Here is a 14535-nt window from a genome sequence, read left to right on the forward strand (position 1 = left end):
ACCGGTTGCGCAACCGGTTGCTCCTACCGTAGAGCCCGCGCGAGGGGCGATGCGACCATTCGTGTTAACACCGTGTAAAACTGCCGTCAGACGCCGGCGCAACCGGTTGCTTCGGCTCAGTAGGATGAGCGGACCGTCGCGGCATGCGGCGGCGGGATGAAGGGGGCACGGTGACGACACTCGCCGATGTCGCCGCGCATGCGGGTGTATCGAAGTCGACGGCATCCCGTGCTCTCAGCCGCCCCGATCTCGTCGCCCCCGAGACGGTCGTGCGCGTGCGCGCCGCTGCCGCGGCGCTCGGCTTCATCCCCAACCGCGCCGCGAGCCACCTCGCCCGGGGACGTAGCGGCATCGTCGCGCTCGTCGTGCCCACCCTCGACAACGCGTTCTTCACCCCGATCATCGCGGGCGCCCAGGAGCGCGCCCGCGAGTCCGACCTGCAGCTCACCGTCGCGGTGCACCGGCTCGACGACGCCGACGGCCTCGACGAGCTCGAGCGCCTCGCCCGGCAGGTCGACGGCTGCATCCTCGTCGCCCCGCGCGGTCCCGACGACATCGTCCGCGCCGCCGGCGCCTTCGGGCCCACGGTCCTCGTCGACCGGGAGATCGAGGGCATGACCTCGATCGTGGCCGACACCGCGAGCGCCTTCGCGGAGCTCGCGACGCGCCTGGCCGAGGCCGGTCATCGGGGGATCGTGTACCTCGGCGGCCCGGAGGGGTCATGGCAGGACCGGCAGCGCTCCGCCGCGATCGACGCCGCCGTCGGCGAGCGCGTCGAGCTGACCGCGCTCGGCCCGTTCCCGGCGACCTTCGCGGCGGGCGTCGCGACCGCCGACGCGGTCATCGACTCGGGCGCGACGGCGGTCGTGCCCTATGCGACATCCATCGGCCTCGGTCTCGTCTTCGCCCTCCGCGCTCGCGGCGTCGCCTCGCCCGGCGAGATCGTCGTCAGCGCGGAACGCCTGGTGGCCGAGGCGATCGGGGCCGACGACGTGCCCGCGATCGACGTCGACGGTGACGAGCTGGGCCGCGAGGCCATGGCCGCGCTCCTCCCGATGCTCGTCGCCCCGCCATCCGCTCCCACCCGCCGCCGCCTCGACGTGTCGGTGCACTGGCCCGCGGCGCAAGCCGCCGAGAACGCACCCTCTTCGCGATAACGCACCATCCGCGGTGCGTTATCGCGGCGACGGTGCGTTCTCGGCGCCGCCGCGCCGGCGCGGGCGCGGGTCAGCGGGCGAAACGGTCGGTCGCGGCGACGAGAGCGGCGGCGATGCCGGGCTCGCCGGCCGAGTGGCCGGCGTCGTCGACCATGACGAACTCGGCCTCGGGCCAGGCCCGGTGCAGGTCCCACGCGGTCATGGGCGGCGTGCAGGCGTCGTAGCGGCCCTGAACGATGACACCCGGGATGCCGCGGAGCCGGCCCGACGCGGCGTCCTCGATCAGCTGCCCCTCACGCAGCCATCCGCCGTTGAGGAAGTAGTGGTTCTCGATGCGCGCGAACGCCGTCGCCGACTCGGCCGCGGTCATGGCCGTCACCAGTTCGGGATCGGGCCGCAACGTCACGGTCGACGCCTCCCAGCGGGTCCAGGCCTGCGCCGCGGGAACGTGCACCGCCGGATCGGGGTCGGTGAGCAGACGGTGGTACGCCTCGATCAGCCGGCTCCGCTCGATGACCGGCACCGGCGCGAGGTAGTCCTCCCACAGGTCGGGGAACAGCGCGGCCGCGCCGCCCTCGTAGAACCACTCGAGCTCGTGGCGCCGCAACGTGAAGATTCCGCGCAGCACCAGCTCCGAGACGGCATCCGGGTGCGACTGGGCGTAGGCGAGTGCGAGCGTCGACCCCCACGAGCCGCCGAACACCTGCCACCGATCGATGCCGAAGTTGCGTCGCAGCAGTTCGATGTCGGCGACGAGGTGCCACGTGGTGTTGTAGCGGAGATCGGCCGCCGGATCGCTCGCATGGGGCGTCGACTTCCCACAGCCGCGCTGGTCGAACAGGATGATGCGGTACGCCTCGGGATCGAAGAATCGACGGTGCCAGGGCGAGGTTCCGCCGCCGGGCCCGCCGTGCAGGAACACGACCGGCTTGCCCTCGGGATTGCCCGACTGCTCCCAATAGATGCGCTGGCCGTCGCCGGCGAGCAGGAAGCCCGTCTCGTAGGGCTCGATCTCGGGATACAGGATGCCGGCCAGGGCGGCCGACACGCTCATCGTGCGGCTCCGCGGTCGCGTTCGTTCATGCGCTTTACCGTACCTGCGAGGCGTCGTGCACCGTGTCGCCGCACGGCGACGAGCCGGGATCCGCCCCGAGTCCGGTCGCCTGCGCCGCGATGCAAGGGATTGGCCGCGACACCCCGGCCCTGCGGCATCCGTCACGGGGTGTCGGCCCCGATCCCTTGCATCCGCGCACGCGCCGCGCGCGTGCACGGCACGCAGCAAGGGCTGAGCGCCGCCAGACTCTTCCGGTCGTCTGCCCCGGCGCGGCCGCGGCGGCAGGAATAGGCTCGGCTCATGGACGCCACCACCGTCACCGTCACCGGCGCGGCCGGTCAGATCGGCTACGCCCTGCTGTTCCGCATCGCCTCCGGCGAGATGCTCGGCCCCGACCGGCCCGTGAATCTCCGTCTGCTCGAGATCCCCGACGGCGTGCGCGCCGCGGAGGGCACCGCGCTCGAACTGCAGGACTGCGCGTTCCCCTTGCTGCGATCGATCGAGGTCACCGATGACGCGCGCACCGGATTCGCGGGCGCCAACATCGCGATGCTCGTGGGGGCCCGGCCCCGATCGGCCGGCATGGAACGCGGCGACCTGCTCGCCGCCAACGCGGGCATCTTCGGCCCGCAGGGGGCGGCCATCGCAGCGTCCGCGGCATCCGATGTCCGCGTTCTCGTCGTCGGCAACCCCGCGAACACGAACGCATTGATCGCCGCATCGGCGGCCGAGGGTGTGCCGCCCGAGCGCTTCAGCGCGATGACCCGCCTCGACCACGAGCGTGCGCTCGCGCAGCTCGCCGCCCGCTTGGACGTCGCGGTCACCGACATCGACGGGGTCACCATCTGGGGCAACCACTCCGCGACGCAGTTCCCCGACGTCGCCTTCGCGACCATCGCCGGCCGGCCCGCGACCGACGTGCTCGCCGACCGCCTGGGTGGGACGGATGCCGCCCGGGCCTGGCTCGACGACGAGTTCGTGCCCCGCGTGGCGAAGCGCGGCGCCGAGATCATCGCCGTGCGCGGTGCGTCGTCGGCGGCGTCGGCAGCCAACGCCGCCCTGCGACACGTGCGCGACGACGTGCTCGGCACCGACGGTCGTCGTACCTCCGCCGCGGTCGTCTCGCGGGGCGAGTACGGCGTGCCCGAAGGCCTGGTCTGCTCCTTCCCCGTGACGAGCGACGGCTCGGGCTATCGCGTCGTCTCGGGTCTCGACCTCGATGAGCGCGGCCGGTCGCGGCTCGACGCGTCGGTCGCGGAGCTCGTCGACGAACGCGACGCCGTCCGGGCTCTCGGCATCCTCTGACGGGCGCCCGGACGCGTGGAACTGCTGCCCGGACTCATCCTCGGAGTCGTCGCGATCGCGCTCTCGACCTCGCTGTCGAAACGCCTGGGGGTCGCCGGCCCGCTGATCCTCGTCGCGGTGGGCCTGGCCGCGTCCTGGCTGCCGATCCTCGACGACTTCGAGGTCGACCCCGAGCTGATCCTCGTCGGAGTGCTCCCGCCCCTGCTCTACGCGGCAGCCGTCCGACTGCCGGCGGTGGAGTTCCGACGCGATCTGCCGTCGATCTCGGGGCTCGCCGTCGCCCTCGTCGTCGTCAGTGCGCTCGCCGTCGGAGGATTTCTCACCCTCGTGCTCCCGCAGCTCGGGTTCCCGCTGGCCGTCGCGCTCGGGGCGGTGCTGAGCCCGAGCGATGCCGTCGCGACCTCCATCGTCAAACGCCTCGGCATATCGCCGCGCGTCGTGACGATCCTCGAGGGTGAGAGCCTCATCAACGACGCGACGGCCCTCGTGCTGCTGCGCAGTGCGATCGCCGCCGTCGCCGGCGGGTTCGCCTTCGCCGACACGGTCGGCACGTTCGTCTGGGGCATCGTCGCCGCCGTGATCGTCGGCACCGTCGTCGGCGGCGTCAATCTGCGCGTCCGGGCACGCATGAACACCGTCGCCGCCACCGCCCTCGGGTTCATCGTGCCCTTCGTGGCGTACCTGCCCACCGAGCACCTCGGCGGCTCGGGGCTGGTCGCCGCCGTGGCGGCCGGCATCACGACGGGCCAGGGTGCCGCGCGCCGTTTCACCGCCGAGCAGCGGGTCTCGGACGAGATCAACTGGCGGACGGTCGAGCTGGTGCTCGAGGGCGGCGTGTTCCTCGTCATGGGGCTCGAGCTGCGCGGCATCCTCGACGACAACTTCCAACAGCAGAGCGGACCCGGGAAGGCGATCCTCCTCGCCCTGGGGTCGCTCGCGATCCTGCTCGCCATCCGCGCCGTCTACGTCGCCGGGCTCATCTTCGTCCAGGGCCGACGCGCGCGCCTTCGGCAGCGCGACCGGCTCGAACAGATCTCGGAGCACCTCGACAACCTGTCGCCCGACGTGGCGAGACGCGGACGGAACCCGGGGGCGGCGCGTCGGCGTTTGGAGAGCATGCGCAGCCGGGTGACCCGAGCGTTCAACGACCTCGACTACTACGAGGCCTCGCCGCTCGGCTGGAAGCACGGCACGATCATCGTGTGGGCCGGGATGCGCGGCGTCGTAACGCTCGCGGCGGCGCAGACGCTTCCCCGCGACACCCCGGAGCGCGAACTCCTCATCCTCACCGCGTTCCTGGTCGCGGTCATCAGCCTGCTCCTCCAGGGCCTCACGCTGCCGGGCCTGGTGCGGGCGCTGCGCATCCCGAGCACCGTCGCCGACAGCTCGCTGCTGCGTGAGGAGGAGCAGGCGCTCGACGCCGAGCTGCGCACCGCGGCGATCGACCGGCTGGCCGACCCGACGCTCGCCGTCGAGGAAGGTGGCCGATGGGATGCCCGCACCCTGACGATCGCGCGCCGCCGACTGGAGCATGCGGCCGACGAGGATGCCGGAGCCCTCGCGCGCGAGCTGCAGCTGCTGCTGATCGGCGCGATGCGCTCGCGCCTTCTCGAGCTGTCGCGCGAGGGCGCGTTCTCGTCGGAGGTGCTGCGCGAGTCCCAACGCCGCCTCGATTCGCAGCAGGTGAGCCTGGAGATGCGCCAGAACGATCTCTGACGCGAACTCGCGGTGAAAACCGTTCTCGCGTCGGCGACAATAAGAGGGTGAGCACCCCGACGGACGACGACCGGACCACGCGCCCCGCGGCGGACTACGCCGAGACGCGTACGATCGCGCTGCCCGACTCCCCCGTCGACGAACTGCCCGACAGCTTCGCCGCCCTGCAGCCGAGCCCGGAATGGTGGGCCGCCCGCCCCGCCGGTGCCCGCCTTGTCGGCCTCGTCGTCTCGCGCGACGACATGCCGAGCATCGTGGCTCAGCGCGACGCGCTGGCACAGTTCGGCGTTCCGATCGAGGGCTTCCGCCACCCCGCTCCCGAGACCGGCGAGAGCTGGCAGGAACGCCTGTCGCGCCTGTTCGGTCATCTGACGGCGGGAGACGTCGTCGTGGTCTCCGACGTGCACGCGCTCGGCCGCGACGCCGACGAGGAGACCAGGACGATCGCCGAACTGCGCCGACGGTCCGTCATCGTGAAGGTGCTCGGCTCGCGCCAGAACTGAGGCCGTCAGCCAGCCGGCGACGCCGTCGACTCACCCGCGACGAGGTCGCCCGCCAGCCGGTGCAGGCCGGGCTCGTAGGGCTGACCGTCGATGACGTCGGCCAGGTGAGCCGCGGCCCGGGCACCCAGGTCGGCGAGACGGAAGTCGATCGTCGTGAGGCTCTCGTCGTCCTGCCCGGTGAGGCCCGACAGGTTGTCCATCCCGGTGATGGCGACATCCTCCGGCACGCGGACACCCGCTTCGGCGAGCGCCGCGATCACCGCGCGGGCGATCGTGTCGTTGCCGCAGCAGACGGCGTCGAACGTCGCGCCCGACGCGATCAGCCGCTCCGCGGCCTCGCGACCCCAGCCCCGCGACCAGTCACCGCGCAGCACGAGCTCGGGCGCGAGGTCGGCACCGGCGGCCGCGAGGGCTGCGGCGAGGCCGTCCGCGCGCTCGCGCGCCGAGTGGTCGTCGGCGGAAGCCGTGATGTGCGCGATGCGCCGACGACCGGAGGCGAGGAGGTGCTCTCCGGCACGCTTCCCGGCGGCGTACCCGTCGTGCACGAACGAGGCGTCGGCGTCGTCGTCGGAGATGCCGTAGACGTAGACCACCGGTGCCGGGAACCCCGCCGTGACCGAGCGGATCTCCGACCCGGACCCGTCGCCGACGACGAGCAGCCCGTCGATGCTGCGCGCCCGCAGCTTGCGGACCGTCGCCGCGAGTACGGTGCGGTCGAGGTGCGAGTCGGTCACGAGCACCGACAGGTCGCGCGTGCCGAGGGTCGTGGTCGCACCGGTGAGCACCGGCATCGTGAAGGCACCGGGGGCGTTCATGGTGAGCACGCCCACGGTGGCACTGCGCCCCTGGACGAGGAACTGACCTAGCGCGTTGGGCTGGAAGTCGAGCCGCTCGGCGGCTTCGAAGATGCGCTCGCGCGTGGCATCCGATGCCTTGCCCTGACCCCGCAGCACCTTCGACACGGTCGACACCGAGACGCCGGCGACAGCCGCAACGTCACGGAGGGAAATCGCTTTTCTCGCCATCTCGCTTCGAGTCTATGACGTCGCCTCCGGCGCGACATCGCCCGATCGATCGACACGCAGCGAGATGACGGACTCCCGGCTCTCCCCCGGCGCGAGGGTCAGGGTGCCGAGAGCGTCGAGGGGTGTGCCGTACGGGTCGGCGGCCGGCTCGAGGCCGACGGCATCCATCGCACCCCACCACGGGAAGCCGGCGCTCCCCCGCTGCTCCTGCCAGACGTAGAGCCGCGGCAGCAGCGCCGCGTCCCAGTGCAGTGAGACCTCGACACCGGCCTCGGGGGCGGTGATGGTCACGGCGCCGGCAGGTGCGGCGAGATCGGCGAAGGATGCCGCGGGCGCCGCGTCCAGCCGTATGACGCGGTCACCCGTGTGCACCGTGGAGGCCGGACCGAAGAGGTCGCCCGAGAACGCCGGGTGCTCGGCCCAGCCGTAGCTGACCGGATCACTGTCGACGTTCCGTACCGCGGTCTCGATGACGAGCATGTTCGCGCGCACCGACATCCATCGGTCGATCGCGAGCGGAACCGTCCGCAGGACGACCGACGCGCGGCACGCGTTACGGCTGCCCGTGAGCCGCCAGGTGCGCCACGCGGCCTCGCCATGGAACGGCTGCGGCGGAGACGCCATCGCGGGTGCGTCGCCGGCCCGCGGCAGCAGCAGGTGCCAGCCGCCGCGGTAGGCGCGATGCCACTGCGCACTCGAGTCGGCCATCACGAACGCGTCATCCGGATCGTCGGCCCACGGTGTCGACGCGAGCAGTTCACGCTCGGTGGGCAGGTGGCGCAATGACGAGATGCGAGCCCCGTCGGCCTCCACGACCGCGACGAGATCGCCCGAGCCGATGCGCATCCGCTTCACGGGGTCCGCCGGAGCGAAGCGACGAGGTCGCGGACCCGGCCCACGGGTTCACGAAACAGCCCGCCGCCGATCCCGACCGCGACGGCACCCGCGGCGATCCAGTCGGCGGCGGCGTCGATGCCGATGCCGCCGGTGGGCATGACGGCGACGTCGGGCATCACGTCGCGAACCGCGCGCAGGTGCCCGAGACCGCCGCTCGCGGCGGGGAAGAGCTTTACCAGGCCGGTCGCTCCTGCCGCAGCGCGCAGCTCGGTCGGGGTGAATCCGCCCGCGATGAAGGTCGCCTCGCCGGCTGCCGCGCGCACGGCGGCGTCGACGACCGTCGGCGACACGAGGAACCGTGCCCCAGCATCCCGCGCCGCCTCAGCCTGAGCCACGGTCGTAACGGTGCCGGCCCCGAGCAGGGTGCGGTCGAAGGCAGTGTCGCCGGCGATCTCCGCCAACACGCGGTCCCACCCCGGGGTCGTGGACGTGATCTCGAGCACCGGCAGTCCGGCGTCGAGGGCGAAATCGATCTGCCGACGCAGCTCGGCTTCCGACGACGCCCGAAGCACGGCGACGACGGCCGCGGCGGCGAGCGCTGCTCGCACGTCCGCGGTCATCGCCCGGCCTCCGCGAGGTCGCGGCGTGCAACCTCGAAGGCGTCGAGCTCGACGCGGCGGGGGAAGCCGTCGTGATCGCCGGGATCGGCGACGACCCGTGCCGCGCACCACGCCGCGACGGGCAGCGCCTCGTCGACGGTGTAGCCGCGCAGCGTGCACGAGATCCATGCCGCGGCGAAGGCGTCGCCGGCTCCGACGGGATGAGTCGGCGGGGTGACGGCGGATGCAGGAGTGAAGCGTCGACCCGCCGCGTCGCCGGCCATCGCCCCGCGACCTCCGAGCTTCACCACGACGACGCGGGGGCCACGCCGGGCGAGCTCGTCGACGGCGGCATCCGTCGATGTCGTGCCGGTGAGGATCCGGGCCTCGTCCTCGTTGCAGAAGAACGTGTCGACGACATCGAGCCAATCGTCGACGACTGCTCGGAGCTCGTCCTCCGACATCAGCTGCGGCCGGTGGTTGGCGTCGAGCGAGATGGGGATGCCGCGCATCGAGGCCTCGTGGAGGACGTTCTCGAACAGCCCCTTCGGGCCGGCTCCGAGCGCGGGCGTGATGCAGGTGGCGTGCAACCACCCTCCCCCGTCGAGTGCCGCGACCGGGAGGTCGTCCGAACGCAGTCGGCTCGCGGCGCTCGTCGCGCGGTAGTGCTCCGAACGGATGTCGTCGTCGTCCCGGCGCTGCTTGACGATCAGGCCCGTCTGCTCCCCGGGAGCAGCCACCACGAGGCGATCGTCGATGCCTTCAGCCCGCAGGGTCTCGCGCACGAGTCCCGCGAAGACGTCGTCGCCGAGCCGAGAAGCCCACGCGACATCATGCCCGAGGCGCGCGAGCCCGACCGCGGTGTTGAGCTCCGCGCCCGCGACGGTCGCGCGGGTCAGGGTGCCCGCCTCATCGACGGTCGCGGTGGCGAGCGCCTCGCCGAACGTCACGATCCGCCCGTTCATCGTTCGCCCCCGCTGTGAACGGGGCGCAGTACGAACAGCGCGTCGCCGGTGAACTCGGGCTGCTCGAGCCGGATGCCGCTGTCGACCGCGGTCCACCGCGCGGCATCGGGCCGACGCGCCGCGAGGTCATGGAGTGTCACCCCGAGGCCGTCGGGCTCGACGCCTCCGAGGGTGAGCGAGAAGGGCGTGGGGGCGTAGACGGCGATCGTTCCATCGGGAGTGCGGCCGGCGACGGCCCCGGAGGGTTCGGCCACGAGCAGATCGGGCGCCGCGTCGAGGCCCCATAGCCGCTCCGCGTCGACGACACGGCGGAGGTACGCGACGTCCTCGGCGCCAGGGAAGGCCGCGGCGACGGAGAACGGGAACGGAGCCCCGTGCACGTCTTCGGCCGAGAAGCCCTCTCCTCGGCGATGCCACGACCAGACGCCGTGGGCGCCGTAGCCGAGACCCGCGGCAGCGCCCGAGACGACGCCGGTCCAGCTGGCGCGACGGACGTCGGCCGCCGAGTGGCGCGCGGTGCCGCGGAAGCGGCCGAGCCCTTCGTAGCAGGGCTCGAGGTTGATGATCGGCCGCGCGACGTCGAGGCCGCGGTAGTAGCGGGTGAGGTCGGCCGGCAGCGTCTCCCAGGCTTCGTTGTGCCCCGACTGGAGCGCGTGGAAGTCGACGAGTCCGCTGTCGGCCAGCGGCTGCAGCATCCGTGCTGTCGGAGTGTCGTGCCAGGTGACGAGCTGGCCGGGTGCGACCTCGCGCAGCAGCGCCGCCACCGAGCTGTACCGCTCGAGCGCGACGTCGTCGTCGAGATCGTCGTCGCCCGACACGATCCAGACCGGCTCGAACCGCTGGAACCTCGCCACCGTCTCTCGGGCGTAGGTCTCGGTCTGCTCCGCGCTCAGCACGTGATCGGGAGTGAGGCGCGAGCCCCACGTGCCGGGCACGAAGTTGTTCCACAGCAGCACGAGCATCGGCGTGAAGCCCCGCTCGCGCGCCTGCTCGAGCATGCGCTCGGCGACGGCCCAGTAGTCGGGGTCACCGGCGCCGAAGTCGACCGCGCCGTCGCGGAGGGCGTACGGCGAGCGCGTGCCCGTCGAACGGTCGTGCTCGATGGGCAGGACGCTGATCAACAGCGCGTTGAAGCCCTGGCGGCGGCGGAGCTCGAGGTGGTCGAGCCACTCGTTCTCGGTCGGACCGCCGAAAGCCGCCCAGACGGTGTCAGCCAGGAGGAACGTCGGTTTGCCGCCGTGCAGCAGCCAGCGCCCCGAGGGCGCGATCGACCAGGTGGTCATGGATCTCTTTCGGGTTCGGGGATGGGGGGGTCGGTGCGACGGCGCGGAGCGCCGCACGCTCAGGGCGCGATCAGGGCGCCGTCGGGGGCGCGGACGCCCGCGGCCCACGCGTCGTGCCCGGAAAGACCGGCGGGGAAGCGGGCGGCGGCGGCCTCGTCCATCTCGATGCCCCATCCGGGCGCGTCGTTCGGGGTCAGCCAGCCATCGACGATGTCGATCATCCCGGGGAAGACCTCGTGCGTCGCGTCGTTGTAGACGTGCCCTTCCTGGATGCCGAAGGCCGGCGAGGTCACATCGAGCGCGACGGCGGCGGCGACGGCGAACGGCGAGGCGTCGCCCGGCGAATGCCAGGCCGTGCGCACTCCCTCGATGTCGGCGAGGACGGCGAGCCGGCGTGCGGCGCTGACTCCCCCGACATCCGAGAGATGGCTGCGGATGTAGTCGACGTGATGCTCGCGGATCAAGCGGGCCGCGTCGGTGAAGGATGTCGCGAGCTCGCCGACCGCTATCGGCACCGGGGAGGCGGCACGCACCTCGGCGAGGCGGTGCCAGTGCTCGGGCGCCAGCACGTCTTCGAGGAAGAAGGGACGGTAGGGCTCGAGCGAACGGGCGAGCGCGATCGCCGTCGCCGGCGTCAGCCGCGAGTGGACGTCGTGCAGCAGCTCGACCCCGTCGCCGAGCGCTTCGCGCACGTGGGCGAACAGCTGCGGCGTGCGGACGAGATAGTCCTCGACACGCCATCCCGCGGGGTTCTTCGCCCACACGAACGACCCCGCGACGGGCGGGGCGCCGTAGTGCCCGACCCCCTGCTGACCGGTCTGGATGCGCACATGCCGCTGACCCGCGGCCATGAGCTCGCGCGCGTGATCCGTGGTCTCGTCGAAATCGGCGCCCTCGGCGTGCAGGTAGGTGTCGGCCGCGGCGCGCACGCGTCCGCCGAACAGCTCGTACACCGGCATCCCGGCGCGCTTGCCCGCGATGTCCCACAGCGCCATGTCGATGCCCGAGAGCGCGTTGTTGCCGACCGGGCCCTCGCGCCAGTAGCCGGTGAACCGCACGAGACGCAGCAGGTCTTCGATGTCGCCGGGGTATCGCCCGACGAGCAGGGGGCGCACGTGGTCGAGGAACGCCACGACAGCCTGCCAGCGCTGCGTGAAGGTCGCGCAGCCGTAGCCCCACAAGCCGTCCTCGTCGGTGTCGATGCGGACGACGACCAGCGGGATGCCCTCGGGCGCCGTCACGATCGCCCGCACATCCGTGATGCGCACGTTCTCGCGAGGCATCCATGGCTGATCGAAGGTCGTGGGCTCTGTCGTCATCGGTCGCTCCTCACGAGTGCCGGGTAGGGGGTGGCCGTGCCGTCGTGGATCGACTCGCGCGGCTCGAAGCCGAGCACCGTCCGCGCGGCGGTCAGGTCGACGAGCGCGTCATGGCCCGACAGGTGCGCCGGCGGCTCGGCGGCGGGCGCGTAGCGGCGCAGCAAGTCGGCCGTGGGCACATCGAGCAGGGTGTCGCGGGCGCTGAGCGGCACGACTTCGGCGCCGGCGACATCCGCCCACAGCGCCCGCTCGACCGCGCGCACGGCGTCGGACATCGTCAGGTACGCCCAGCCCTCGCGGGCCATCCGCGCGGGATCGGCCCGGACCTCGTCGGCGACCTCGCGCAAGACGTGCGGCCATTTCACGAGCGGGAACCGCAGCGCGACGACGTCGATCCCGTACCTCCGGTGCGCGTACCGGGCCGTCGCCTCGTCGGCGAGCTTCGACAGCGAGTAGGCGTCGGCGATGTCGGGCGGCGTCTCGACGTCGAGCGGGAACGCCGGCGGGAACGTGTCGTGCGGGTTGTTCGGGTAGCCGATGGCGTTGATGCTGCTTGCGATGACGGCACGGCGGACGCCCGCCTCGGCGGCGCGCGTGAGCACGTTGAACGTCGCGGAGGTGTTGACGCGGAAGACGTCGTAGGGGGTGCCCAGACTCGGATGCGGGATGGCGGCGAAGTGCGCGACGGCGTCGACGTCGCGCATCGCCTCCTCGACGTCGGACCGCGAGGTCGCGTCGCCCGTGATCTGCCGATCGGCGGGATGCGCTCCCCCGAATGCGAGCGACAGCGCCGTGACCTGGTGTCCGCTCGCGACGAGGCGGTCGCTGACTGCACGACCGATCTCGCCGTCGGCGCCGGTGACGAGGACGCGGCTCATCCCTTGACCCCGCCCGCCATGCTCGCGCCGCGGAGGAACTGCCGCTGGAAGATGAGGAACAGCGCCACGGGGATGATCAGCGAGAGGAACAGGGCCGCCATCTGAACGCTCAGCTCGGTCTGATCCGCGAGGCGCGGCAGAGCCACCGACACCGGCTGCTTGTCGGGGTCGGGCAGCACGAGCAGGGGCCAGAGGTAGTCCTTCCACGACGCGACGACCGTCAGCAGGCCCACGACTCCGAGGATCGGCCGCGACAGCGGGAGGACGATGCTCCAGAGGATGCGGAGCGGGCCCGCGCCGTCGATGCGTGCCGCCTCGTACAGGTCGGCGGGGATCGCCTCGAGGAACCGGGCGATGATGAGCACGTTGAACGCTGCGGCGCCGGCGGGCAGCCACACGGCCCACCAGGTGTTGATCAGCGAGACCCCCAGCACCGGCAGCTCGCGCACCGTCAGGTACAGCGGCACGAGCGAGACGATGGAGGGGATGAACAGCGTCGCGAGAATGGCTCCGGACAGGAGCTTGCCCCACCGCGGCCGGAGCACGGTGATCACGAAGGCCGCCGTCGTCGAGACGACGAGGGTCACCACGACCGATCCCGCCGCGAGGATCGCGGTGTTGGTGAGGTAGTGGCCGATACGGCCGCGCTCCCACGCGATGGCGAGGTTCTCCCACTGCACCGTCCCGCTGGCGAAGAACGAGAACGGACCGCGGATGAGGTCCTGCGTCGGCGAGACCGCCGCGAGCGCGAGCCAGATGAGCGGACCGAGTCCGGCGATGAGCAGGCCCGCGAGCACCACGACCTGACCGATGCCCAGCCAGACGCGCACCGATGGGCGCTGACGGTCGCTGTCGGAGATGTTCGTGCGCGAAAGCGGTTCGGGGGCGACGTCGCGGCGCCGGGTGAGCCGCCGGGAGGGAAGAAGGGCGCTCATGCTCGGCTCCAGCGTCGGGTCAGTCGGAAGTAGAGGAGCGACAGCAGGCCGAGCGATGCGGCGAGCAGCACGCTCAGCGCGGTCGCGGCGCCGTAGTCGACGCGCACGAAGGCGTAGTCGTAGATCGTCATGAGCAGCGTCTTGGTGGCGCCCTGCGGTCCGCCGCCGGTGAAGAGGAACGGCTCGGTGAAGATCTGCATCGTGCCGATGACCTGCAGCAGCAGCATCGTGGCGATGATGCCGCGCATCTGCGGGAGAGTCACGTGCCAGACGCGACGCCAGATCCCCGCTCCGTCGAGCTCCGCCGCCTCGTAGAGCTCGGAGGGGATGCTCGTGAGGGCTGCGATGTAGATGATGATCGCCGTGCCCGCGCCGGCCCACGTCGTCTCGAGGACGATGGAGGGCATGGCCGTGGCCGTCGAGTTCAGCCAGGGCAGCGGGCCGATGCCGACCCAGCCGAAGACGGTGTTGAACAGGCCGTCGGCGTCGGGGGCGTAGAAGAACTTCCACAGCAGGATCGCGACGACCGGCGGCACCATGACCGGCAGGTAGGCCAGCGCGCTGAAGTACCAGCTGCGCGAGCGCATCTCGGAGATGAAGACGGCGAGGGCCAGCGGCACCGGGAAGCCGAACAGCACCGCGAGCGCGGTGTAGTAGATCGTGTTCAGGGTCGCCTGCGGAAGACCGGGGTCCGACAGGACGTAGGCGAAGTTCTCCCACCCGACGAAGCTGCTCTCACCTCCGATGACGACGCGCTGCACGCTCATGGCGAGCGAGCTGACGATGGGCCCCCACGAGAAGTAGAGGAAGACGACGATCGCGGGCGCCGCGATCGCGAGTGCCGTCAGGCTGGGACGCCACCGGCGTCGGCGGCGCGGCTCCGTCTCGGGGGATGCAGGCGCCGACGCCGTCGTCCGGGTCCGGGTTCTCACGTCGGTCATGGGGTCCTCCGGTCGGGG

14 protein-coding genes are annotated in these 14535 nt (G+C 72.0%); 4 read left to right on the forward strand and 10 right to left on the reverse strand.

Features of this window, described 5'->3' with window-relative positions:
- The first annotated feature begins 170 nt into the window (after positions 1–170).
- Positions 171–1157 (forward strand): LacI family DNA-binding transcriptional regulator, encoded by a 987-nt coding sequence (locus ACU6RU_RS03895; protein ID WP_120264446.1) that lies wholly within the window; start codon positions 171–173, stop codon positions 1155–1157.
- A 70-nt stretch (positions 1158–1227) separates the two neighbouring features.
- Here ACU6RU_RS03895 and pip read toward each other — a convergent pair whose 3' ends face one another.
- Positions 1228–2211 (reverse strand): prolyl aminopeptidase, encoded by a 984-nt coding sequence (gene pip, locus ACU6RU_RS03900; RefSeq protein ID WP_446725933.1) that lies wholly within the window; start codon positions 2209–2211, stop codon positions 1228–1230.
- 300 nt (positions 2212–2511) lie between these two features.
- Between pip and ACU6RU_RS03905 the strand changes: the two genes are divergently transcribed.
- From ACU6RU_RS03905 to ACU6RU_RS03915, 3 genes are read left to right on the forward strand one after another with little or no spacing between them, the layout of a single operon-like run.
- Positions 2512–3516: a malate dehydrogenase gene (locus tag ACU6RU_RS03905; RefSeq protein WP_446725934.1), complete on the forward strand. Its 1005-nt coding sequence runs from the start codon at positions 2512–2514 to the stop codon at positions 3514–3516.
- A gap of 15 nt (positions 3517–3531) precedes the next feature.
- Positions 3532–5232, forward strand: a complete 1701-nt coding sequence (locus tag ACU6RU_RS03910) for a cation:proton antiporter (RefSeq protein ID WP_446725935.1) — start codon at positions 3532–3534, stop codon at positions 5230–5232.
- A gap of 47 nt (positions 5233–5279) precedes the next feature.
- The gene (locus tag ACU6RU_RS03915) at positions 5280–5735 is read left to right on the forward strand and encodes a recombinase family protein (RefSeq protein ID WP_120263714.1); all 456 of its coding nucleotides are present in this window, start codon (positions 5280–5282) and stop codon (positions 5733–5735) included.
- 5 nt (positions 5736–5740) lie between these two features.
- Here ACU6RU_RS03915 and ACU6RU_RS03920 read toward each other — a convergent pair whose 3' ends face one another.
- From ACU6RU_RS03920 to ACU6RU_RS03960, 9 genes are read right to left on the reverse strand one after another with little or no spacing between them, the layout of a single operon-like run.
- Positions 5741–6760, reverse strand: coding sequence for a LacI family DNA-binding transcriptional regulator (locus tag ACU6RU_RS03920; protein WP_120263715.1), 1020 nt, complete (start codon positions 6758–6760; stop codon positions 5741–5743).
- Positions 6761–6772: 12 nt separating this feature from the next.
- Positions 6773–7615 carry a hypothetical protein gene (locus ACU6RU_RS03925; RefSeq protein WP_446725936.1) on the reverse strand — a complete coding sequence of 281 codons (843 nt, stop codon included), beginning with the start codon at positions 7613–7615 and terminating at the stop codon, positions 6773–6775.
- Entirely contained in the window at positions 7612–8217 is a 606-nt protein-coding gene (locus tag ACU6RU_RS03930; protein ID WP_120263717.1) for a bifunctional 4-hydroxy-2-oxoglutarate aldolase/2-dehydro-3-deoxy-phosphogluconate aldolase, read from the reverse strand. The genes ACU6RU_RS03925 and ACU6RU_RS03930 overlap by 4 nt, the downstream gene beginning before the upstream one ends.
- Positions 8214–9161, reverse strand: coding sequence for a sugar kinase (locus tag ACU6RU_RS03935; RefSeq protein ID WP_446725937.1), 948 nt, complete (start codon positions 9159–9161; stop codon positions 8214–8216). Before ACU6RU_RS03935 ends, ACU6RU_RS03930 begins: the two co-directional genes overlap by 4 nt.
- Positions 9158–10444: an apiosidase-like domain-containing protein gene (locus tag ACU6RU_RS03940; RefSeq protein WP_446725938.1), complete on the reverse strand. Its 1287-nt coding sequence runs from the start codon at positions 10442–10444 to the stop codon at positions 9158–9160. The genes ACU6RU_RS03935 and ACU6RU_RS03940 overlap by 4 nt, the downstream gene beginning before the upstream one ends.
- Positions 10445–10503: 59 nt before the next feature.
- Complete coding sequence (locus tag ACU6RU_RS03945; RefSeq protein WP_120263720.1) at positions 10504–11763, reverse strand: enolase C-terminal domain-like protein; 1260 nt, start codon at positions 11761–11763, stop codon at positions 10504–10506.
- Positions 11760–12641, reverse strand: a complete 882-nt coding sequence (locus ACU6RU_RS03950; RefSeq protein ID WP_120263721.1) for an NAD-dependent epimerase/dehydratase family protein — start codon at positions 12639–12641, stop codon at positions 11760–11762. The genes ACU6RU_RS03945 and ACU6RU_RS03950 overlap by 4 nt, the downstream gene beginning before the upstream one ends.
- A complete protein-coding gene (locus tag ACU6RU_RS03955) occupies positions 12638–13576 on the reverse strand; it encodes a carbohydrate ABC transporter permease (protein WP_120263722.1) in 939 nt (312 codons plus the stop codon). Before ACU6RU_RS03955 ends, ACU6RU_RS03950 begins: the two co-directional genes overlap by 4 nt.
- The gene (locus tag ACU6RU_RS03960; RefSeq protein ID WP_446725939.1) at positions 13573–14517 is read right to left on the reverse strand and encodes a carbohydrate ABC transporter permease; all 945 of its coding nucleotides are present in this window, start codon (positions 14515–14517) and stop codon (positions 13573–13575) included. Before ACU6RU_RS03960 ends, ACU6RU_RS03955 begins: the two co-directional genes overlap by 4 nt.
- Positions 14518–14535: the final 18 nt, after the last annotated feature.

The organism is Microbacterium sp. F1-18, assembly GCF_052921305.1.

Coding starts and splice junctions, on each gene's coding strand:
- pip (WP_446725933.1), bottom strand. CDS start 2,211: ATGAGCGTGTCGGCCGCCCTGGCCGGCATCCTGTATCCCGAGATCGAG.
- ACU6RU_RS03905 (WP_446725934.1), top strand. CDS start 2,512: ATGGACGCCACCACCGTCACCGTCACCGGCGCGGCCGGTCAGATCGGC.
- ACU6RU_RS03920 (WP_120263715.1), bottom strand. CDS start 6,760: ATGGCGAGAAAAGCGATTTCCCTCCGTGACGTTGCGGCTGTCGCCGGC.
- ACU6RU_RS03930 (WP_120263717.1), bottom strand. CDS start 8,217: ATGACCGCGGACGTGCGAGCAGCGCTCGCCGCCGCGGCCGTCGTCGCC.
- ACU6RU_RS03935 (WP_446725937.1), bottom strand. CDS start 9,161: ATGAACGGGCGGATCGTGACGTTCGGCGAGGCGCTCGCCACCGCGACC.
- ACU6RU_RS03940 (WP_446725938.1), bottom strand. CDS start 10,444: ATGACCACCTGGTCGATCGCGCCCTCGGGGCGCTGGCTGCTGCACGGC.
- ACU6RU_RS03945 (WP_120263720.1), bottom strand. CDS start 11,763: ATGACGACAGAGCCCACGACCTTCGATCAGCCATGGATGCCTCGCGAG.
- ACU6RU_RS03950 (WP_120263721.1), bottom strand. CDS start 12,641: ATGAGCCGCGTCCTCGTCACCGGCGCCGACGGCGAGATCGGTCGTGCA.
- ACU6RU_RS03955 (WP_120263722.1), bottom strand. CDS start 13,576: ATGAGCGCCCTTCTTCCCTCCCGGCGGCTCACCCGGCGCCGCGACGTC.
- ACU6RU_RS03960 (WP_446725939.1), bottom strand. CDS start 14,517: ATGACCGACGTGAGAACCCGGACCCGGACGACGGCGTCGGCGCCTGCA.